The organism is Planifilum fimeticola (assembly GCF_003001905.1).
Taxonomy (GTDB): Bacteria; Bacillota; Bacilli; order Thermoactinomycetales; family DSM-44946; genus Planifilum; species Planifilum fimeticola.
The window spans coordinates 25786-46703 of sequence record NZ_PVNE01000010.1 but is presented as its reverse complement, the minus strand read 5'-3'; the positions used below and the strand labels follow the sequence as shown (position 1 = coordinate 46703).

18 protein-coding genes are annotated in these 20918 nt (G+C 60.5%); 1 reads left to right on the top strand and 17 read right to left on the bottom strand.

What is annotated here, in order from left to right; genetic code table 11:
• Positions 1 to 73 precede the first annotated feature (73 nt).
• The 17 genes from rpe to CLV97_RS07705 all read right to left on the bottom strand — a co-directional run bounded on the left by rpe (position 74) and on the right by CLV97_RS07705 (position 18982).
• Positions 74 to 760 carry a ribulose-phosphate 3-epimerase gene (rpe, locus tag CLV97_RS07790; RefSeq protein ID WP_106344962.1) on the bottom strand — a complete coding sequence of 229 codons (687 nt, stop codon included), beginning with the start codon at positions 758 to 760 and terminating at the stop codon, positions 74 to 76.
• Complete coding sequence (gene rsgA, locus CLV97_RS07785) at positions 754 to 1638, bottom strand: ribosome small subunit-dependent GTPase A (protein WP_106344961.1); 885 nt, start codon at positions 1636 to 1638, stop codon at positions 754 to 756. Before rsgA ends, rpe begins: the two co-directional genes overlap by 7 nt.
• Before the next feature lie 116 nt (positions 1639 to 1754).
• A complete protein-coding gene (gene pknB / locus CLV97_RS07780; RefSeq protein WP_245891436.1) occupies positions 1755 to 3404 on the bottom strand; it encodes a Stk1 family PASTA domain-containing Ser/Thr kinase in 1650 nt (549 codons plus the stop codon).
• 29 nt (positions 3405 to 3433) lie between these two features.
• Positions 3434 to 4186: a Stp1/IreP family PP2C-type Ser/Thr phosphatase gene (locus tag CLV97_RS07775; RefSeq protein ID WP_170070405.1), complete on the bottom strand. Its 753-nt coding sequence runs from the start codon at positions 4184 to 4186 to the stop codon at positions 3434 to 3436.
• A 55-nt stretch (positions 4187 to 4241) separates the two neighbouring features.
• Positions 4242 to 5282: a dual-specificity RNA methyltransferase RlmN gene (gene rlmN / locus CLV97_RS07770; RefSeq protein ID WP_106344958.1), complete on the bottom strand. Its 1041-nt coding sequence runs from the start codon at positions 5280 to 5282 to the stop codon at positions 4242 to 4244.
• Positions 5283 to 5505: 223 nt separating this feature from the next.
• Positions 5506 to 6705 (bottom strand): Ger(x)C family spore germination protein, encoded by a 1200-nt coding sequence (locus CLV97_RS07765; protein ID WP_146130431.1) that lies wholly within the window; start codon positions 6703 to 6705, stop codon positions 5506 to 5508.
• A gap of 339 nt (positions 6706 to 7044) precedes the next feature.
• Complete coding sequence (locus CLV97_RS07760; protein ID WP_106344956.1) at positions 7045 to 8211, bottom strand: GerAB/ArcD/ProY family transporter; 1167 nt, start codon at positions 8209 to 8211, stop codon at positions 7045 to 7047.
• 12 nt (positions 8212 to 8223) lie between these two features.
• Positions 8224 to 9786 carry a spore germination protein gene (locus tag CLV97_RS07755; RefSeq protein ID WP_245891430.1) on the bottom strand — a complete coding sequence of 521 codons (1563 nt, stop codon included), beginning with the start codon at positions 9784 to 9786 and terminating at the stop codon, positions 8224 to 8226.
• 453 nt (positions 9787 to 10239) lie between these two features.
• Positions 10240 to 11604, bottom strand: a complete 1365-nt coding sequence (rsmB, locus tag CLV97_RS07745) for a 16S rRNA (cytosine(967)-C(5))-methyltransferase RsmB (protein WP_106344954.1) — start codon at positions 11602 to 11604, stop codon at positions 10240 to 10242.
• Positions 11601 to 12521 carry a methionyl-tRNA formyltransferase gene (gene fmt / locus CLV97_RS07740; protein ID WP_106345036.1) on the bottom strand — a complete coding sequence of 307 codons (921 nt, stop codon included), beginning with the start codon at positions 12519 to 12521 and terminating at the stop codon, positions 11601 to 11603. The genes rsmB and fmt overlap by 4 nt, the downstream gene beginning before the upstream one ends.
• Positions 12522 to 12544: 23 nt before the next feature.
• Positions 12545 to 13039: a peptide deformylase gene (gene def, locus CLV97_RS07735; RefSeq protein ID WP_106344953.1), complete on the bottom strand. Its 495-nt coding sequence runs from the start codon at positions 13037 to 13039 to the stop codon at positions 12545 to 12547.
• A gap of 70 nt (positions 13040 to 13109) precedes the next feature.
• Positions 13110 to 15539 carry a primosomal protein N' gene (priA, locus tag CLV97_RS07730; RefSeq protein WP_106344952.1) on the bottom strand — a complete coding sequence of 810 codons (2430 nt, stop codon included), beginning with the start codon at positions 15537 to 15539 and terminating at the stop codon, positions 13110 to 13112.
• Positions 15529 to 16728, bottom strand: coding sequence for a bifunctional phosphopantothenoylcysteine decarboxylase/phosphopantothenate--cysteine ligase CoaBC (gene coaBC, locus CLV97_RS07725; RefSeq protein WP_106344951.1), 1200 nt, complete (start codon positions 16726 to 16728; stop codon positions 15529 to 15531). Before coaBC ends, priA begins: the two co-directional genes overlap by 11 nt.
• Before the next feature lie 81 nt (positions 16729 to 16809).
• On the bottom strand, positions 16810 to 17019 hold the full coding sequence (rpoZ, locus tag CLV97_RS07720) for a DNA-directed RNA polymerase subunit omega (protein WP_106344950.1): 210 nt from the start codon (positions 17017 to 17019) through the stop codon (positions 16810 to 16812).
• Positions 17020 to 17023: 4 nt separating this feature from the next.
• Positions 17024 to 17644 carry a guanylate kinase gene (gene gmk / locus CLV97_RS07715; RefSeq protein ID WP_106344949.1) on the bottom strand — a complete coding sequence of 207 codons (621 nt, stop codon included), beginning with the start codon at positions 17642 to 17644 and terminating at the stop codon, positions 17024 to 17026.
• 25 nt (positions 17645 to 17669) lie between these two features.
• A complete protein-coding gene (gene remA, locus CLV97_RS07710) occupies positions 17670 to 17933 on the bottom strand; it encodes an extracellular matrix/biofilm regulator RemA (protein WP_106345035.1) in 264 nt (87 codons plus the stop codon).
• A gap of 155 nt (positions 17934 to 18088) precedes the next feature.
• Positions 18089 to 18982, bottom strand: coding sequence for a YicC/YloC family endoribonuclease (locus CLV97_RS07705; protein ID WP_106344948.1), 894 nt, complete (start codon positions 18980 to 18982; stop codon positions 18089 to 18091).
• Positions 18983 to 19098: 116 nt separating this feature from the next.
• On the opposite strand from CLV97_RS07705, the gene CLV97_RS07700 reads away from it, so the two are divergent.
• The gene (locus CLV97_RS07700) at positions 19099 to 20793 is read left to right on the top strand and encodes a phospho-sugar mutase (RefSeq protein ID WP_106344947.1); all 1695 of its coding nucleotides are present in this window, start codon (positions 19099 to 19101) and stop codon (positions 20791 to 20793) included.
• Positions 20794 to 20918 lie beyond the last annotated feature (125 nt).

The window sequence follows — 20918 nt, the reverse complement described above, 5'->3', positions numbered from 1 at the left end:
AATGCGGCTTGCCCCCCTCGTTGTCTCGACAAAACCCTCACTCCGCTATATTTCCAATCAACCACGAAAAAACTCAACCGGAAGGCCGGGCGGCCGATGTTCCCGCTTCCGCCGCCGACCGAATCGCGGCGATGGCCTCCCTGCGGTCCGGCGCGCCGAAGACGGCCGATCCGGCGACCAAAACCGTCGTGCCCAGGGCGGTCGCCTCCCCGGCGTTCCCCGGATGAATCCCTCCGTCCACCTCGATCTCCACGTCGGTCCGGCCCAGCTCCTCCAGCATCCTCCTCACCTGTTCCACCTTCTTCAGGGCGGTGGGAATCAGCTTCTGCCCTCCGAAGCCGGGATTGACCGTCATGATCAACACCAGATCGATGTAGGGAAGGATCGGCTCCAGCAGGGAGACCGGCGTTGCCGGGTTGACCGCCACCCCCGCTTTGACCCCCTGCTCCGCGATGAGGGAAACGCTCCGGTGCAGATGAGGACAGGCCTCCTGGTGGATGGTGATCCAGTCCGCTCCGCTCTTGGCGAAGGCGGGGATATAGCGGTCCGGATCCTCGATCATCAGGTGCACATCCAGGGGCAAGCGCGTGTGAGGCCGGATCGCCTCCACCACCAGGGGTCCGATGGTCAGGTTGGGGACGAAATGCCCGTCCATCACGTCCACATGAATCCAATCAGCGCCCGCCGCTTCCGCCTCGGCCAACTCCTCCTTCAGGCGGGAAAAATCGGCGGACAACAGGGAGGGTGCGATTTTTACCATCTCGTGAACCTCCGATCCTCGCTGATTTCCTGCAGAAATTGAAGATAATGCCGATAGCGTCCGGGATCGATCTCCCCTCTGTCCGCCGCCTCCCGCACCGCGCAGTTCGGTTCCTCCCGGTGCAGGCATCCTCGAAAAGCGCAATGGACGGCGTGCTCGCGGATCTCGGGGAAACATTCCCCCAGATCCGTCTCCTCCATCCCGGTGAAATCCAACCTGCTGAACCCGGGGGAGTCCGCCACACGACCGCCGTCGGGAAGATCGATGATCTCCACACGACGGGTGGTATGGCGCCCCCGTCCCAATTTGGCGCTCACTTGCCCCGTCCGCAGCTTGAGGCCCGGAAGGATCTCGTTGAGCAGGGAGGATTTGCCCACCCCGGAGGGACCGGCGAAAACGGACAAGGTGCCCTTCAACCATTCCTTCACCTGCTCCACGCCTTCGCCGGTACGGATGCTGGTGGCGACCACCCGGTACCCGGCAGGCGCGTAGAGTTTGGCGATCCGATCCACTTCCGTCCGATCCGGAGCCAGATCCAGTTTGGTCAGACAGATGCACACGCGGAGCCCCGCCCGCTCGCAGTGGACGAGAATGCGATCCAACAGCACCGGCTGAAGGGGAGGTTCCCGAAGGGAGAAGAGAACCACTGCCTGCTCCACGTTGGCGATCGGCGGCCGGACCAGCTGCGTGCGGCGCGGCCGGACCTCCGTCACCACCCCTTCCTCCGGTCCCGTCCGCTCAAAGATCACATAATCCCCCACCAGGGGCGACAGGTTCTTCTTTTTCAATATCCCGCGCGCCCGGCACCGGATGTCCCCTTCCGGCGTGCGCACGTCGAAAAAACCGCCCACCGCGCGTACGATCTGTCCTTCCGGCATAGACAACCTCCTTCATCCCGGATGCGTTCTCAAATGGATGACGTCAGGGGCCGGCGACGTCTTCCGTCAGGTGGACAAAAGACGGCGCCTTCCCCCCGATGAAGCGATCCCCGTCCTCAGTCGTCGTCATCGTTTCCCGGCGGAGGATCTATCCGTTTGGGGATGTTGATCCATACGTTGACCGTGCCGCCCGGTTCCACATATTCGCCGGGAGCCGGATCCTGTGTAAAGGCCTGATAGGTACTGACTTCGTTGGAAGGCCAATACTTGAACTCGATATTGTAATCCACCTGGGGTTTAATGTCGTCCCGGATTCTCGACTCATAAATCCCGCGGAAATCCCTTACTTCGATCATGTTCTCCGTCGAATTGACGGTGAGTCTGACCTGGGTATTCTTCGGGACCACCTGTTTCCCCGGGGACGGGCTCTGATTGATCACTTCGTTGTGCTTATACTTTCCGTGCTGTTCCACCTTGACGGAGGGGTCCGGGAAGCCGTTATCCTTCAGCCATTGTTTTGCCTCGGCCAGCTGCTTCCCCGTCAAATCCGCCATCTCCATCGCGTTGGGTTTCGCGTCGGCGCCCGGGGGATTGTCATCGCCGCCGGTGAAAATGCCCATCACCGCGTTGAACCCGATAACGGACAGGGTGATGATCACGGCGAAGGTAAACATTCCGAAAAGCACCTTCTGCCACCAGGGCATATTGGCGCGGGCATTTTCCAGCCAGACGACCGTCCGCTGCAGGAGGGTCTTCTCCTTGTCCGCCGGCGCATGACGGAGCCGTTCGAGGCGGGAAAGGGTTTTCTCGCCCACCGCAGGAATATCCTCCGGCTCCTTCGACGCAACCTCCGCCTCCGATTCCCGGTTCGGAACCCGATTCGGCTGCCGTGCCTCCATCTCTCTCGCCCGGGCGGCGTTTTGGACCCAGCCGGGCTGAGGCAAATCCATCCCGTGGAGAATGTACTGGAGCTCCTGCATCATCGCCCGGGCGGATGCAAACCGCTTATCCGGATCCTTCTCCAGCGCCTTCAGGATCGCCCGGTTCACGCTGTCCGGCAGATCGGGACGGAGCTCCTTCGGTTCCACCGCCTGTTCCTGCAGATGTTTGAGGGCGATGCCGATGGCGGAATCCCCGTCAAAGGGAAGCTCTCCCGTTACCATTTCGTACATTACGATCCCGAGGGAATAGAGGTCGGACTTTTCACCGATCACTCCGCCCCGGGCCTGTTCCGGCGAGAAATAGTGAACCGATCCCATCACCGACCCGGTCTGGGTGATAGTGGAAGAGGTGGCCGCCCGGGCGATCCCGAAGTCGGTCACCTTGACCCGCCCGTTATATCCGAGAAGAATGTTGTGGGGTTTAATATCCCGGTGAACGATCTGATTGTCGTGGGCATGGGCCAGAGCGTCGCAGATCTGGACGGCGATGTGAACCGCGTCCTCCGGGGGGAGAGGCCCGTTCTCCTGGATGTATTCTTTCAGCGTCGGCCCCTCCACATATTCCATCACGATGTAGTGGATGTGCCCTTCCCGACCTACATCGTAGACATTTACCACGTTGGGATGAGATAAACTGGCGGCCGCTTGCGCCTCTCGGCTGAAACGCCTTATAAATTCCGAATCATTGCTGAGCGATTCGTTCAGCACCTTGATGGCCACATAGCGGTTGAGCAGCAGATCCTTCGCTTTATATACCACGGCCATACCGCCGCCGCCCACCCGGTAGAGGATTTCGTACCGTCCCCCCAGCTTTCTCCCTTCCATTGACATGGTCATCCCGCTCCTCCTCCGAGCTACGATGACGGGGTCGACCCGCCCGCGTTTTTAATCAGGATCAAGGATATGTTGTCTGTTCCTCCAGCATCCAGAGCCAACCGGATCAGTTGGTCCGCCTGTTCCGACAAGGAAACATCCGAAGTCAGGACCAGACCGATGTCCCGTTCCTCCACGATATCGGTCAATCCGTCGGAGCAGATCAGGAGAATGTCTTCCCTTTCCCAGGGAGTGACAATGATGTCCGCCTCCACTTCGGTGTTGGTTCCCAGGGCTTTGACGATCATGCTGCGGTGCGGATGGGTGCGGGCCTCCTCTTCGGTAATCTGGCCGTGCTTCATCAACATGTTGACCAGCGAATGATCCTCCGTCAGCTGGTACAGACCCCCGTCGTGAAGGATATACGCCCGACTGTCTCCGATGTGGGCGAGAACCACTTCTGACTCGCTCACCACCGCAGCGATCACGGTCGTCCCCATCCCGCGGTACTCTTCGTTTCCGTCGGCCAACTGGTGCACTTCCGCGTTGGCCTTCACCACCGCATCCAACAGCCGCTTTTTCTGCTCCTCCGTGCTGGCGTCGGGGGAAAGAGAGCGCAGCTCCCGCCGGATCACCTGCACCGCGTGCCGGCTGGCCACTTCGCCGCTCCGGTGACCTCCCATTCCGTCGGCGAGCACCGCAACCAGCGATCCGAAATCCGACCTGAACAAGTCAACGGCATCTTCATTTTGCGGACGTACCTTCCCTTTGTCCGTTCGCCATACTGCTTCCATGCCGGTAACTCCTTTCTCCACGCCTCCATCCCTCTTCTTGCGTTCGAGAGGGATATTACAGCACCCCGATCCGCTTGGCCCGCAACTGGCCACAGGCCGCATCGATGTCGCTTCCGTGCTCCCGGCGTATGGTCGTATTGACCCTGTAGGACTGCAGGACCTGTTGAAAACGGAAGATCCGCTCCCGCGGAGTCCGCTGAAGGTTTCGCTCCGGCACGAAATTGACGGGAATCAGGTTGACCAGACAGTTCATCCCCGATAGCAGTTTGCCCAGCTCATGGGCATGCTCCTCCCCGTCGTTTCGATCGCCGATCAGGGCGTATTCGAAGGTGATGCGCCGCCCCGTCATGTCCAGATAATACCAACAAGCATCCATCAGTTCCGGCAGGGGATAACGGCGGTTGATCGGCATCAGTTTGGACCGGAGCTCATTGTTCGGGGCATGCAGGGAGACGGCCAATCCCACCTGCAGCCCTTCTTCGGCAAACCGGCGGATATTGGGTACCACGCCGCTCGTGGATACGGTGATGTGCCGCTGTCCGATCCGTAGGCCTTCAGGGTCGTTGATCACCCGGATGAACCTCATCGTCTCCTCATAATTTTCGAAGGGTTCTCCCGAACCCATGACAACGACCGTGCGGACGCGCTCTCCCTCCTGGTCGAGATAGCGCTGGGCGGCCACCACCTGGGCGACGATCTCCCCGGCCTCCAGATTGCGTTTCAGCCCACCCAGCGTCGAGGCGCAAAAGGTGCAACCGATGCGGCACCCGACCTGAGTGGTGACACAGACGCTGTTTCCATAACGGTGGCGCATGATCACCGTTTCTATCGCATGGCCGTCCCGAAGCCCGAACAAAAACTTCACCGTGCCGTCCCGGGAGGTTTGGACTTCGAGGGGCTCCAGCGGATCCAAGGTGAACGTGTCCGCCAATCGAAGGCGGAGATCGCGGGGCAGGTTGGTCATTTCGTTGAAATCCGTGCTCCGTTTTTGAAAAAGCCAGTTCATGACCTGTTCCGCACGCCATGACGGCTGATCTTGTTGGTTCATCCATTTTTTCCAATTGTCGGTATCCAATCCGTAAGCAACAGGTTTCATTATTCAATCTCCATCCGCGGTGTTCGGCGGATAACCGCCCTCCACCAAAACTTTCATTATTATAACAGTGATCAGGCCGATTGAAAAGGCGCGGCCGCCCGGGAAACGATGGACATACAAAGGGAGGACTCCTGATTAGGCCAAAAGACCCCCTCATTTATTGTATATTTCAATCCCCGATTCTGCAAAACCAAAAGACCGGTCCCAAACGGGACCGGTGTGATCAGTGAGCTTCCAGACTGAGGGTGTTGATCGTCACCTGATAATCCGCCTTCACGTCCGCCTTGGGAAAATCCCGTTCCCAATCGATCCGATTCCACAGATGCGGATGGTACGCATGGAGAAACGATCCAAACTGAAACACGTCGGTGCGAAACTTCTTCTGCGCCAGGTGCAAGGTCTTCCGAAACTGCTTTTCATAAGCCTGCTCCAGCCATTTCTCCACCTTGTTCAGGACCTGCTCCTGGCTCAAATCCAGTTTGGAACAGGTGTTCTCCACGACCCCTCCCCACACCTCCACCTTCACCCGAATTTTTACTTTTTTGCCCTGGTGCGACACGGATACCGAAGGATCGACCACCTTCGGTTCGAAAGTAATCATTCCCTTTCCGTCCGAACACTTCAATCGCACAGGATAACCTGCCTTCTCTTCCACAAGCTCCAGAATCGGATTGCTCTCTTCCCTCGACAAGCTGCCCACCATGTGGTCCCCCTTCATCACCGCGAGCCCCTTCCAAAAAACCTTTCCATCCGCGTTACCCCCTTGCCCGTCGGAATTCCCCTGCCCGACGGAATCCCCTTGGCCGCCGCCCATTCCCGGTTCAACGTGCAGATAATTGATATAGGCCGACCGCGTCGGATCCGACTGATTGATGAACCATTGACCCAACGTGGTGTCCGCCATTCTCCCGTGGCTCGATCCGTTTTCCACAAAATCCAGGATATATTCCGTCGGGATCTCGGCCAGCCTCAACTTGACCATCAGCGCATCCTTCGCCGGCCCGTCGACGATCAACGGCCAGATCTGGCGGCGGATTTCGGGATGGCGGCGCAGGGCGTCCAGGATTTTCATTCCCTTGTTCCGGACAACCTTTTCGCTCAGAAAAAGCAGGCGGGTGTGACCCAGAAACAGATCGTGGTTGGTCTGGTTTTGGAGATTCTCCAGGGCTTCGTACACCGTTTTCCCCACCGCCGAGAAATTGTGAACCGCCCCCTGTCCACCCTGACCGCCGCCGCCTCCGCCGGAACCGACGATCATGATCGGAATCGGAATCTGAACGGACACCTCCACCCCTTTCGGATGTTCGTCGATCGCCATCGCGAAGACGGAGGAGCGCTGTTCGATTTCCCGTCGATCCCAGCAACCGGAAAGAAGTCCCATCACCAGGACCCACACCAAGAGGTTAAACAGACGGCGACTCACCCTTCTTCTCCCCCTTTTTCCCCCGGATTCGGGCGATGATGTAAAGCGACGACGGAATCAGAAGCGCGTTGAAAAGCCGGAAGTGCCCGGCCCGTCTTCCCCATTTCCCCATCTCATAGGCATTTGTAGCCCACAGAGCCAACCCGTAGAGGATCCCTCCGATCGAAAGGGCAATCTCTTCCTGCGGACCATATCAGCCAAATCCCGCTGCGACAATCTGTACGGACCCTTCCACCCGCCCGGGTGGAAGGGGATCGCCGTCGCTCCGGCGGAGCTTCCCCGATTTCCCGCCTCCCGGCAAACGGGGGAGGCCCCGTCACCGGAAACTCCGCGAAGAGGCTAGACAGATGCCTCATCCTCCTCCCCCCTTTTTCTCCGGATGCGGGCGATGACATACAATAGCGGCGGAACCAGCAGTATGCTGAAAAACCACCAATATCCCATCAATTCCCCCCATTTGCCCATCTCATAAATGTTTGTGGGCCACAGGGCCAAGCCGTAGATGGTCCCGCCGACGGCGAGGGTCAGCCATTTCCGGCGGCGATCCGCCAGTCCCAAAAATTCCTGCAAAGTCTGGACAATGGCAAACATCGTATTGGTCAGTGTCGTGAACACCGCGATCACCCAGATGGACACCACGGCCGATTCCAGCCGTTCGAAAATCATCCCGGGAATGTGGACCGCCTTCACCAATTCCAGCACCGGCCACGCCAGACGGATCAACTCCTCCTTTCCGAAGACGGCCATACAAACGAGATAAGTAAACCAGTATCCGAACAAGGTGATGACGAATATGGCCGTGAGATAGGAACGAAACGCCTTTTTCGGCTCCTGATAGGCGCCCATGAAAACCAGGGCCACCTCGAAGCCCGTATAAGAAAACAGAGCCGTGGAGGCTCCCTTCACCACCTGCTTCCAATCCGCCTGAAACAGGGGAAGAAGGTGTTCCACTTCCCCGGCCTGAATCAGGGCCGCGATCAGCAGGAGCCCCGGGGCATAGATGAGCGGGAGGAGAAACTCGTTGAACCGTGCCAGCACCTGGACCCGGCTGTAGCTGACATAGGCGGCGGCGGCGACCAGCATCAACATGACGACCACGATCGGCGTTCTCTGAAAGACGGCGGTCACCAGCACTTGTCCGAAGGTCCGGGTCACCACCACCATGCCTCCCAGCCAGTTCACGAGAAAAATGGCGAGAAAAACAACGCCCAAAATTTTCCCAAGCCAGGGATACCTCCTGATTCCGAGGACTTCCTCGATGATGGCGGCAAGGCTCATCCCCGGAAAAAGACTGCCCAATTTGCTGATCACAAAGAGCATGATTCCGGCTATGATCCCCACCAGCGGGATCACCAGAATCCCGTCCGTGCCCATTTCCTTGGCCATCGAGCGGGGAAAGAGCAGCACGCCGACACCGATGACGCTGTGAACCATGAGCGCGTAGACCTGATAGGGGGAAATCGAGCCCTTTGGCAGCCAGGATTTTCCGCTCGCGTGTGAAGCCATGGCACCACCTCCTTACTCTTCCCGCACCCGGTTTCGGGGACGAAAAATCGATGGCCTCTTTTTCATCATCGTCCAGGGGACCCGAATCAGCAGGTCCTTCACATCCTGCCAGCGCAAGGGCGCCATCGGAGCCATGTACGGAACCCCGAAGGACTCCAATTTCACCAAGTGATGCAGCAGAAGCATGATACTGAGGACAATTCCGTACAGGCCGAAACCCGCCGCGACGATCATGATGGGAAACCGGAGCAGGCGGAGGGAGATCGCCGCGTTGTAGCTGGGGTTGGCATAGGAGCTGATCGTGGTGAGCCCGACCACGATCACCATGAGCGGGCTGACCAGCCCCGCCGTCACCGACGCCTCCCCGATCACCAGCGCTCCGACGATCCCGATCGTCGGCCCGAAGGGCCCCGGCAACCGGACGCTCGCTTCCCGCAGGATTTCCACGCTGATCTCCATCAAAAGGGCCTCGACGATGGAGGGAAAAGGAACCGTCGCCCGTCCCGCCGCCATGGCGATGGCCAGTGAAGACGGGAGCATCTCCGTGTGGAAGGAGACAAAGGCGATGTAGAAAGCCGGCCCCAACAGGGCGATGATCAGGGAAAGCAAGCGGAGAAAGCGGAGGAAGGTGGCGATTATATAGCGCTCGTAATAATCCTCCGAGCTGTAATAAAACTGGGCGAAGACCGCCGGGGCGATCAGCGCGTGGGGAGTACCGTCGACGAGGATGACCACCTTCCCTTCCAGCAGGTGGCTGACGGCCGAATCGGGGCGTTCCGTATTCTGGATCAGGGGAAAGGGAGTCCAGTAGTCATCCTGTATCATCTCTTCGATATAACCGCTCTCCAGCACGCCGTCCAACTCGATCCCCCGGATTCTTCGCTCCACTTTCTCGACCAGCTTGGGGTCGGACACCCCTTCGATATAGCAGAGGACGACATCCGTGCGGGTCCTGCGCCCCACCTTGAAACTTTTCATCCGGAGGTCGGGATCCCTCAACCGACGGCGGATCAGGGCGGTGTTGACGCGGATCGTTTCGGAAAAGCCCTCCCGGGGGCCGCGGACGACGGCGGCCGTCTTCGGTTCCTCCACGCTCCGCATGGGCCATCCCTTGGAACCGATGATCAGCCCCTGGCTCTCTCCGTCCAGGAGCAGAATCGTATCCCCGGAAAGGAGCCCTTCCACCAAGTCCTTCATCTTGGCGGTGATCCTCATCTCCCCGGTCTGGATCAGGCTTTCGTTCACCATCTCCCACAGATCCGTCTTCGTCCGGAGCTTTTCCGCCTCCGTCATCACGGGAGAAAGAACAAACTGATCGATCAGGGAAACATCCACCAATCCGTCGATGTACATGATCGCCGCCCGGCGGTCGGGAGTGTATTGAATCGTGAAAAAACGGGTGACCACATCGGAACCGTCTCCCAGCAGCTTCCCGATAAATTGCACATTCTCATCGACACTGGGGACCAGCTGCCGATCTCCCAACTTGTCCTCGAGCTTCTTCTCGGCGAGCTCCTGAAGCATTTGTTCTTTTCGTTGTTTCCGCCTGCGCATCAACCGGGAGGAACGCTTCACCCTTCATCACCTTCCGGTTTTAGGTTCTCCCCACAACTGGAAAAAATGCACTGCCCCATTTTCTGCGCAAAAACAAAAACACCCCGAAATCGGGGTGTTTGAGACTGCTGACAAACCTCGAGGCCCGTGATTCGGAAGCGATTTCCCGCCTCGACTCCATGCAGTGGCAAAGTCGCTCGGCGGAAAATCGCTCCCTTCTGATTTGTCAAGGATCTGAACACCCCGCAAATCGGGGTGTTCAAAGCTCCAAAAATGTTTCGGGAAAGAGGGCACTGATGGCCTTTGCCGTTGCGCAATAAAAACAAAGCTGCCCCCTTCCATCGGAGGCGGTTTCACAACGCTTCCGATGAGACGCGGTTTTCCGCCCCGGATCAATGAGCAGGGGTGATCGGCGCACAATCGCTCCCTCATTTGAACAACCCGTTTTTTCGGGGGCGCAGCGTAAGGCTTTCGCTATTTTTTTCTCACCAGCCGGGCGATGAAAAAACCGTCGCTGCCGAAATGATGGGGAAGGATCCGCACCATGCCCGGCGCGATGGAAGCCTTTTGGATCACTGCGGGGGACAGGAGATCGCTCAGCCCTTCGTCGGGGGTGAATTCGGGATGCTTTTCGAGGAAGCGGCGGATCTGTTCCTCGTTTTCCCGCGGCTCCAGCGTGCAGGTGCTGTACACCAGCGTTCCCCCCGGACGCACCCAGCGGGACACGGAGATCAGCATCTGCCACTGGAGGGCGACCACTCCGTCGATGTCCGCGGTCTCCTTCCGCCACTTGATGTCCGGTTTTCGCCGGATCACGCCCAAACCCGAACAGGGGGCGTCCAGGAGCACGAAATCGGCCGGCTCCTCCACCGCCCCCGTCAAATCCCGGGCGTCGGCCTGCCGCGCCTCCACGATGGAAATCCCCAATCGCCTGGCGTTTTCCTCAATCAGTCGCAGCTTGTGGGGATGGATGTCCAAGGCCACAATTCGGCCGCGATTTCCCATCTTCTCAGCCAGGTGGGTCGTCTTCCCTCCCGGTGCGGCACACGCATCCAGACCGAACTGGCCCGGGCGGGGCGCCACCGCTTCCGCCACCAGCATGGAACTTTCATCCTGCACCGTGAACATCCCTTCCCGAAATCCCGGGAGAGACGCGGGCGAGCCGAACCCGCGGAGCACGATTCCCTGCGGCGAAAGGAGGGAGGGCCTTGCTTCACCCCCGGAAGACTCGGCAATCTCAAGAAGCAACCGTTCCCGGTCCGCCTTCAGGGGATTGACCCGCAGGGAGAGCGGGGGCGGCTCATTGTTGGCACTCAGGATGTTCCACGCCGTCTCTTCCCCGAACACTTCCTGAAAGCGGCGGACCATCCAGACCGGATGGGAAGTGGCCAGCGCCCAATCCTCCACCGTCCGCGGCGCGGCCAGCCAGGACCAGTTCCGATCATCCCGGAGATAGGCGCGGAGCACGCCGTTGACCAGCCCGGCGATCCCCTTGTGCCCCCGCCCTTTGGCGAGGTTGACGGTCTCATGGACCGCCGCCCGGTGCGGTATTCGGTCCAGATAGTGCAATTGGTAAAGGCCCAGCCGGAGCAATTGCCGGACCCAGGGCTGGAGGGATCGCACGCCCTTTTTGACAAACCGGTCGAGAATCCAGTCCAGAGTGTTGAGCCGTTGTATCGTGCCGTAAACCAGCTCGGTGGCCAATCGGCGGTCCCGGGGGGAAAGGGAAGTCCGTTCGAGGGTGCGGTTCAGCAGCAGATTGCTGTAGGCTCCCCGCTCCTCGACGGCGATCAGGACATCGAGTGCGACCTCACGGGCACCTTTTCTCTTCCGGTTCATCGCTGACCCAACCGTTCCCCTACGGACATACGCCGGCCGCGGAGAAACTCCTCCGCCTTCATCGGCTTCTTTCCGGCGGGCTGCAGTTCAGTGATGCGGACGGTCCCCTGCCCCGCGGCCACCTCGATGCCCTCCCGGCCGGCGGCGATCACCGTGCCCGGCGACCGGTCGCTGGCTGCATCCGTCCATTCCACCCACCAGATTTTGAGGGGCGCCCCCCTCCAGATGGTGCTGGCCACCGGCCACGGGTGAAGTCCCCGCACGTGATCGTATACCTTGCGGGCCGGCTGGCTCCAGTCGATCCATTCATCCTCCCGCCGGATATTGGGAGCGTAGGTGGCCAGGTCTTCATTCTGGGGGATCGGCTGTATCCGGCCGGACAGGAAGGCCGGGAGGGTCTCGATGAGCAATTCCGCCCCCAACCGGCTCAGCTTGTCGTGAAGGCTTCCCGCGTGGTCTCGTTCATCGATGGGAATCGCCCTCTGCGTCAAAATGTCTCCGGCATCCAGCTCGGGCACCATTTTCATGATGGTGATCCCCGTCTCTTTCTCCCCGTCGATCACCGCCCTGTGAATCGGCGCACCCCCGCGGTATTTCGGGAGCAGGGACGCGTGAACGTTGATGCAGCCATGGCGCGGACCGTCCAGAATCGCCTGGGGAACGATTTGACCGTAGGCGGCCGTCACCACCAGATCCGGCTCCATGGCGAGAACGGTGCGAATCGCCTCCGGATCGCGCAATTTCTCCGGCTGAAAAACGGGAATCCCCCGCCCTTCGGCGGCCCGCTTGACGGGAGGCGGCGTGAGCTCCCGCTTCCGCCCCCGGGGCCGATCCGGCTGCGTCACCACTCCGACCACCCGGTAACCGTGATCGATCAGGGCCTCCAGGGAGGGAACCGAGAAATCCGGCGTGCCCATGAACACGATCCTCGGATTTTCCGTCACGGCGACTGATCCTCCTCTTCTCCGTCCTCTTCCTCTTCGGGACGAAACACCCTTTCCGCCCGATCGATAAACAGAATCCCGTTCAGGTGGTCCACCTCGTGTTGAAAGATCCGGGCCAGATAGCCTTCGGCCTCCATCTCGAAGGGTTCGCCGTGACGGTCCTGCCCCTTCACCTTCAACCGATTCGCCCGACGGACCTCTCCGAGCAGACCGGGAATGCTGAGGCATCCCTCCGGCGGAGCCAGCTGCTCCCCTTCCAGGTCGACCAGCTCCGGATTGACCACCTCGATCAGACCGTCACCGGGATCGACGACGATCACCCGCTTTAAAATGCCCACCTGGGGAGCGGCCAAGCCCACTCCCTTGGCGTCATACATCGTTTCCGCCATATCGTCCAGCAACTTGTGGAGGCGGGCGTGAAACTTTTTCACCGGCTGCGCCTTTTCCCGCAAGATCGGATCCGGATATTTGACAATCCTTCGAATGGCCATTTGTCTCCCCCTTTGCTTTCCCCCGTGCCGGGGGATCAAACGATGATGAACACGAGAATTTTCGTCAAAGTCAGCCGTCGCGATCCACACTGATGCGGAGTTCCGGATCCTCCGCCCGTTCCTCCAGGTGTCGAAGGACCTTCTTCACCGCTTTCGCCACTTCTTCATCCGTATATTTTATGAAAACCTGCAGCCGATACCGATCCTTCATCCGGGGAATGGTCGCCGGAACGGGCCCCAGCACCTCCGCCCTTCCCGCAAGAGTCTGTTTCAGGAGCCGGGACGCCTCGAAGGAGGCCTGCATCACCGCCTGCCGGTCCGGATGGCTGAACAGGAGGGTGAACAGCCGGCAGAAGGGAGGGTACCGGTGCTGTTTTCGGCTTAAGAGCTCCTTTCGGTAAAAGGACTCGGTGTCGGCTCGGGCCGCCAGATCGATGGAATAGTGCATCGGACTGTACGTTTGGATCACCACCCGCCCGGAAAGGTTGTGCCGCCCCGCCCGTCCGCTCACTTGGGTCAACAGCTGGAACGTGCGCTCCGCCGCGCGGAAATCGGGCAGATGGAGCATGGTGTCGGCGGCAATCACCCCGACCAACGTCACCCTGGGAAAATCCAGTCCTTTGGCGATCATCTGCGTGCCGAGCAGGACATCCGCTTCCCCCGCGCCAAAACGGCCCAGCAGCTCCTCATGGGCTCCCTTCCGGTTGGTGGTATCCACATCCATGCGGATCACCCGCATGCCCGGGAAGAGACGGGCGATCTCCTCCTCCACCCGCTGCGTCCCCGTTCCGAAATATCGGATGTGGGTGCTGTCGCAAGCGGGACAGGCTTCCGGCACCGGCTCGGCGTGGCCGCAGTAGTGGCACCGAAGCGTCCGGTTCGTCCGGTGAAAGGTGAGAGAGATGTCGCAGTGGGAACACTCCAGCACCTTTCCGCAGGCCCGGCAGAGGACAAAGGTGGAGAAGCCCCTCCGGTTGAGGAACAGCACCGCCTGTTCCCCCCGCGAGACGCATTGTTCCAGCGCCTCCTGCAGCATTCGGCTGAAGATCGAGCGGTTGCCCTCCCTGAGCTCCTCCCGCATATCCACCACGTCGACCCGGGGAAGGGGTCGGCCCTGGACCCGCCGGGACAGGACCACCCGCTCCAGCTCCCCCCGCCCGGCGCGGTGGATGGTCTCCACCGCCGGGGTGGCCGTTCCCAACACGACGACGGCGCGGTGCGCCATCCCCCGTCGGAAGGCCACCTCCCTGGCGTGATACTTGGGCTGTTCCTCCTGTTTGTAGGAGGATTCATGCTCCTCATCGATGACGATCAGCCCCAGATTGGAAAAGGGAGCAAAGATCGCCGACCGGGCGCCGATGGCCACCTGCACTTCTCCGGAGCGGATCTTGCGCCATTCATCAAACCGTTCCCCGCCGGAAAGCCCGCTGTGCAGCACCGCCACCCGGGGGCCGAAGCGCCCTTTGAACCGGGCGACCATCTGGGGGGTGAGGGAGATTTCCGGAACCAGGACAATCGCCTGCCGGCCCCGTTTCAGGGTCTCGTCGATCGCCTGCAGGTAGACTTCCGTCTTGCCGCTCCCCGTCACGCCGTGCAGCAGGATGCGATGATGCCGGCCCTCCCGCAGGGGACCGACGATGGCCCGAAAGGCCCTTTCCTGTTCCGGCGTGAGGGGGGGCGGGGAGGTTTGCTCGAAGGACCGGCCCGCAAAGGGGTCCCGCAGCTCCTCGCGCTCCTCCAGTTGGAGCAGCCCCTTTTCCACCAGGCTGTCCACGGAGGATCGTCCCGCCTTCAGGGAAGCGAGCAGCCTCGAAAGGGGAACCGCTTCGGGACGGTCGAGAAAATGGCTCAAGATCTCCCGCTGGCGCAGGGCCCGGGGCGGGAGAGCGTCGAGGGCGCGCCGGAGCGCCTGCCCGGAAACCGCCGGTTTCACCCAGCGCGTCCGCCGTCGCGTCACCCGGTCCCCCACCCGCTCTTCCACCAACAGCCGCCGCTCCCTCACCAATTGACGGATGAGGGACCGGCTCACGCCGGGCCAGGCGAGAACCGTCTCGAGGGGACGTTCCCCTTCCCGGCGCAGCCGCTCAATCAGGGCTTCCTCTTCCGGAGCGAGCACGGTGCCCGGGGCAAACCGGGGGTGTATCCGGACCACGCGGCGGTAACGCCCCTTCAACACCGCCGGGACCATGGCGTTTAACGCGGTGATGGGATGACAAAAACAGGTCTCCGCCATCCACAGGCCCAGATCCACCAGCTCCGGCGTCAGAGGGGGAACCAGATCCATCACGTCCAGGATCGGCTTCAGCCGGCCGTAGGAAGCCTCTCCCGACAGCCGAACCACATACCCCATCACTTTCCGGTGGCCGAAGGACACCCGGACCCGGCTCCCCACCTCGATCACATCCCGAAGGGTTTCCGGAACATGGTAATCGAAGGGGCGATCCGTTCCCCGGGCGACGACATCCACGACCACGGCGGCAATTGACTTCTCAGCGGTCATTCAGCCTCTCCCCGATCAGGGCGATCAAGCGTTCCGCCATCCGTTCCTTGGACATCCGCGGCCACCGGGCCACCAGCCCCTTCTGATCGTACACGGCGGCAATGTTGGTGTCCACTTCAAATCCGGCGCCTTCGGCCGTCACATCGTTGGCCACGATCAGATCCATCCCCTTGCGCCGGAGCTTTTCCCGGGCGTTCTCCTCCACATGGTCGGTCTCGGCGGCGAAACCGACCAAAAAGCGGTTTCCCTTGCGCTTTCCGACCTCCAGGGCGATGTCCGGCGTCCGTTCCATGCGGATCTCGATCGTTTCATCCCGTTTCTTCATTTTCCGGTCGCTCACCGTCACGGGCCGGTAATCGGCCACCGCCGCGGCTTTGATGATGATGTCCGCCCGGGGCAGCTCTTCCAGCACCGCCTTAAGCATCTCCTCCGCCCGAACGACGCTGATCCGCCGGACGCCCGGAGGCGGCGCAAGGGACGTCGGACCGCTGATCAGGACCACCTCCGCCCCCGTGCGGGAAGCCGCCTCCGCGATGGCGTATCCCATCTTCCCCGAGGATCGGTTGGTGAAAAACCGGACGGGATCCAAGGGCTCCCGAGTGGGTCCCGCCGTCACCAACACCCGCTTGTCCCGCCAATCCGGCAGGGAGGCGCCCAAAATCTCCTCGATCCGGGCGATGATTTCCTCCGGTTCGGCCATGCGCCCCTTTCCCTCGTAACCGCAGGCCAGCATGCCCTCGCCGGGGGAAATTACGTAAACGCCGCGCTCTTTCAACGTCCGCAGGTTTTCCTGCACCACCGGATTTTGATACATGTTCACATTCATCGCCGGTGCGACCAAAACGGGAGCGCGGGTCGCAAGCAACGTGGTCGATAACATCTCATCTCCCAGGCCGTGAGCCATCTTTGCCAGGATGTTGGCCGTCGCCGGAGCGATGACGAAAAGATCCGCGTGGTCCGCCAAATCGATGTGGGACACCACCGACGGATCCTGTTCATCAAAGGTGTCCACCGCAACGCGGTTGCGCGAAAGGGTTTGAAAGGTGAGCGGGGTGACGAACCGCGTCGCCGATTCGGTCATGATCACCCGGACATCCGCTCCCAGCTGCGACAGGCGGCTGACCAAAGCGGCCGCCTTGAAGGTGGCGATGCCACCGGTCACCCCGACTACGATCCGTTTTCCTCGCATCCCGTTCCCCCCATGAAAAAATAAGCAACCCAGACCGGTCGTCGGATTGCCGAATTTCCTCCCCCGAGGCGGGGAAGAAGATCATTTTTCCGATTGCCGGAACGACTGGGGCAGCTCCAGCGCATCGGCCGCGATCTCCTCCAGTGCGATTCCGACGTATTTGTTGGAACGGGGATCGATTCTCGGCTTCTCCCCATCCAGCAACTGACGAGCCCGTTTTGCGGCCAGAACAACCAAGGAATATTTGCTGTCCACCTTTTCCACCAGTTTGTCGATCGATGGCTCCAGCACGGCGTCATTCCCCCCATGTTACGGTTTTTCCGGACAATAAGCGGTCGACGCGGCAATGCTCAGCGGCGATGATGGAACAAAGCCGTTCGCAAGCCCGTTCAACCTGGTCATTGACCACCACGTAATCGTAGTGGCTCATCTCTTTCAACTCCTCCTCGGCCCGCTTGAGGCGACTGAGGACAACCTCTTCCGATTCCGTTCCCCGCTGCTCGATCCGCCGGCGCAGTTCCTCCAGGGAGGGCGGGATCAAAAAGATGAACACCCCCTGAGGAAACCGCTTTTTCACCTGCCTGGCGCCCTGCACCTCGATTTCCAGCAGGACGTCTTTACCTTCGGACAAGCGCTCTTCAACCAGCCGACGGGGCGTTCCGTAGTAATTTCCGACGTATTCCGCCCACTCCAGCAGCTGATCTTCGGCGATCATCCGCTCAAATTCGGCACGGGTCTTGAAAAAATAATTGACCCCTTCCTTCTCCCCCTTCCGCGGCGGGCGGGTGGTGGCGGAGACGGAATAGGTCAATTCCGGCATGCGCTCCCGCAGAAGGGCGCTCACCGTTCCCTTTCCGGCTCCCGAAGGCCCCGACAAGACGATCAACAGTCCTTCATTTCTCTGAAAAATTCCCATGGTCCATCCTTTCTACAGAGCATCCCTATTCAACCATTTCTCCTTGATCTTTGCTGGCCAACCGGTGGGCGACGGTCTCGGGCTGGACCGCCGAGAGAATCACATGGTCGCTGTCGGTGATGATCACCGCCCGGGTGCGGCGCCCGTATGTAGCATCGATCAACATGCTGCGTTCCCGCGCCTCCTGGATGATCCGCTTGATGGGCGCGGAATCCGGGCTGACGATGGAAATGATTCGGTTGGCAGACACGATGTTGCCGAATCCGATATTGATCAATTTAATACTCAAGGGCATTTGCCTCCTCGCTTTGATCCATGCCGAAAGTTCATAAGGGGCAGGCGGCAAACGGTTTCAGCCGATCATCCCGGCAATTCCTCCGCTGCTCAGTAGATATTGTAGTCCCTTTCCCCCCAGGAATCAATTCCGGAAGGCGGATGGGTGCGTCATTCGATGTTTTGCACCTGTTCTCTCATTTTTTCCAACTCGCTCTTGCAATCTACGACACAAAGGCTGATCAATCCGTCGTTGGCCTTGGAACCGATCGTGTTGATCTCCCGGTTCATCTCCTGCAACAGGAAATCGAGGCGGCGTCCCACAGGCTCGTCGCTGGAGAGGAGTTGACGGAACTGGCTCACATGGCTGTCCAAGCGGGTGAGCTCTTCCTCGATATCCGACCTCTCGGCATGGACGGCCGCTTCCATCATCAAGCGGTTTTCATCCAGGGAAACTCCGTCCATCCACTCTTTCAAACGGGCTTCCAGGCGCCGCCGATAGTCTTCCACCACCCTGGGAGCCCGCTCCCGGATCTCGATCAGCCGCTTGCGCAATGCCTCCGTTCGGGCGATCAGGTCCTCCGCCAGAGCCTTTCCTTCCTTCCTCCGCATCTCAACCAGATTGATGCAGGCAAGGCGAACCGCCTCCAGCAGAGGATCGCCGCAGGATTCCGGGTCCAGAGGGACCTCTTCGACGCCGACGACCTCCGGAACATGAAAAAGATCGCTCACGGACAGCGATCCGTCCAAGGCGAAGCGTTCTTTCATCTCCCGGGCGGCACGGATCACAGCCTCGGCGACCTCCCAATTGATCGTCACATTCCGCCCGGGAAGCTGATCGGTCCGGACCTGGACGAACACATCCACGCGGCCGCGCCGCACCAGCGATTGGATCTCCCGCTTGATCCGTTCCTCGAGGGAGACCCATCCGCCGGGAAGGCGGACCGTGATGTCCAAAAACCGGTTGTTGACCGAACGAATCTCCACTTCGTAGCTGATTCCGTCCTTCTGCCGGCAACCTCTTCCGTAACCCGTCATGCTTCGGATCATGCCGTTTCGTTCCATGCCTTCATTTTACCAAGTTTTCCGCTTTCCCCTCAAGGGATCCCCAGAGGGATCCATCCTTTCCGGCACATGCTGTAAGATAAAAGCGTGCGAAAAAAAGCGGAGGAGGACACCCGATGAACGAGCACTACCGACGGTGGATGGAATTTGAAGACCTCGATCCCGCATTGAAAAGCGAACTGGCATCGCTGACGGACGAAGAGGAAATCCTCGACCGGTTCGACGGCCACCTGACCTTCGGGACCGCCGGGCTGAGGGGGAAAATCGGAGCGGGGACCAACCGGATGAACCGGTACACCATCCGGCGGGCCACCGAGGGTTTCGCCCGTTATCTGCTGAAATGCGCGGATAATCCTCGAAGGAAGGGGATCGCCATCGCCTATGACTCCCGCCGCTTTTCCCGCACCTTCGCCGAAGAAGCGGCCGGCGTGCTCGCCAACCACGGCATCCCGGTCCGCCTTTTCCGGGAGATGCGCCCCATTCCCGTCCTGTCCTTTGCCGTGCGCCATCTGAAGGCGGCGGGGGGGATCATGATCACCGCCAGCCACAATCCACCGGAATACAACGGCTACAAGGTGTACGGCCCCGACGGCGGCCAGATCCCGCCCCGAACATCCCGCCTCATCCTGGAAGAAATCCTCCGGGTGAGGGATGAGCTTTCCATTCCGGCGATGCCATTGGAAGACGGCCTCTCTTCCGGGCTGATCCACCTGCTGGGAACGGAACTGGATCAGGCTTATCACCGGCACCTCCGCGGGATATCCCTTCATCCCGGAACGGGAAAAAGGATCGGGGATTCCCTGCGCATCGTCTTCACCCCCCTCCACGGCACGGGAAGCGGACCGGTTCGCCGGGCCCTGTCGGAATGGGGTTTTTCCCGGGTTTTCACGGTGGCTGAACAGGAAGTGCCGGATCCCGATTTTCCCACTGTCTCCACCCCCAATCCGGAAGAGGCGCAGGCCTTCCGTCTGGCGTTGGAGCGGGCGCAAGAAGTCGACGCCGATCTGGCCGTCGCCACCGATCCCGATGCCGACCGCCTGGGACTGGCCGTAAAACAGCCTTCGGGCCGGTGGTCCCTGCTGACCGGCAATCAGGTCGGCGCCCTCCTCCTCCACTACATTTTGAGCCAGCGAAAAGCGAAGGAGGATCTCCCGGAAAACGGAGTGGTGATCCAGTCCATCGTCACCTCGGACTTCGGCCGGTCCATCGCGGCCTCCTACGGAGTTGCCACCGTCGAAACGCTGACGGGTTTCAAATACATCGGAGAAAAGATCGGGGAATACGAGCGATCCGGCACCCATGAGTTTTTGTTCGGCTATGAAGAAAGCTGCGGCTATCTGATCGGCGCTTTCGTCCGCGACAAGGACGCGGTGCAGGCCGCCGCCCTCACCTGCGAAATGGCCGCGTTCCACCGCCTGGAAGGGCGTTCCCTGTGGGAGGTGCTGGAGGAGCTGTACCGGGTGCACGGACACTACCGGGAGTCGGTCCTCCCGGTCACGCTGAACGGGAACGAGGGAAGGAAAACCGTCGCGCTCATCCTGGATCGGCTCCGTCATGCGCCCCCGCAACAAATCGGAGACATCGGCGTGGCCGAAATCAAGGATTATGCCCGGGGCATCGACGGACTCCCTCCCGCCGAAGTGATCAAATGCCTTTTGGCCGACGGAAGCTGGGTGGCCGTTCGCCCCTCCGGAACCGAGCCCAAGATGAAATGGTATCTGAACGCCGTGGACCGAGATCCCGCCACCGCGGACGAGAAGTTGGAGGGGATGAAAAACTTCATCTCCCGGTGGATGGACGCGTTGCGATAGAAACCTTCCCCCCACCGGCAAGACCCGATGCCAGGGGGAAAGCCGCCGCAACACCCACCCGTCCGCCCGAACGGTTGCGCCGGCGTTTCCGCCCAAGAAAAAGGGAGATCGCACATCGGATCTCC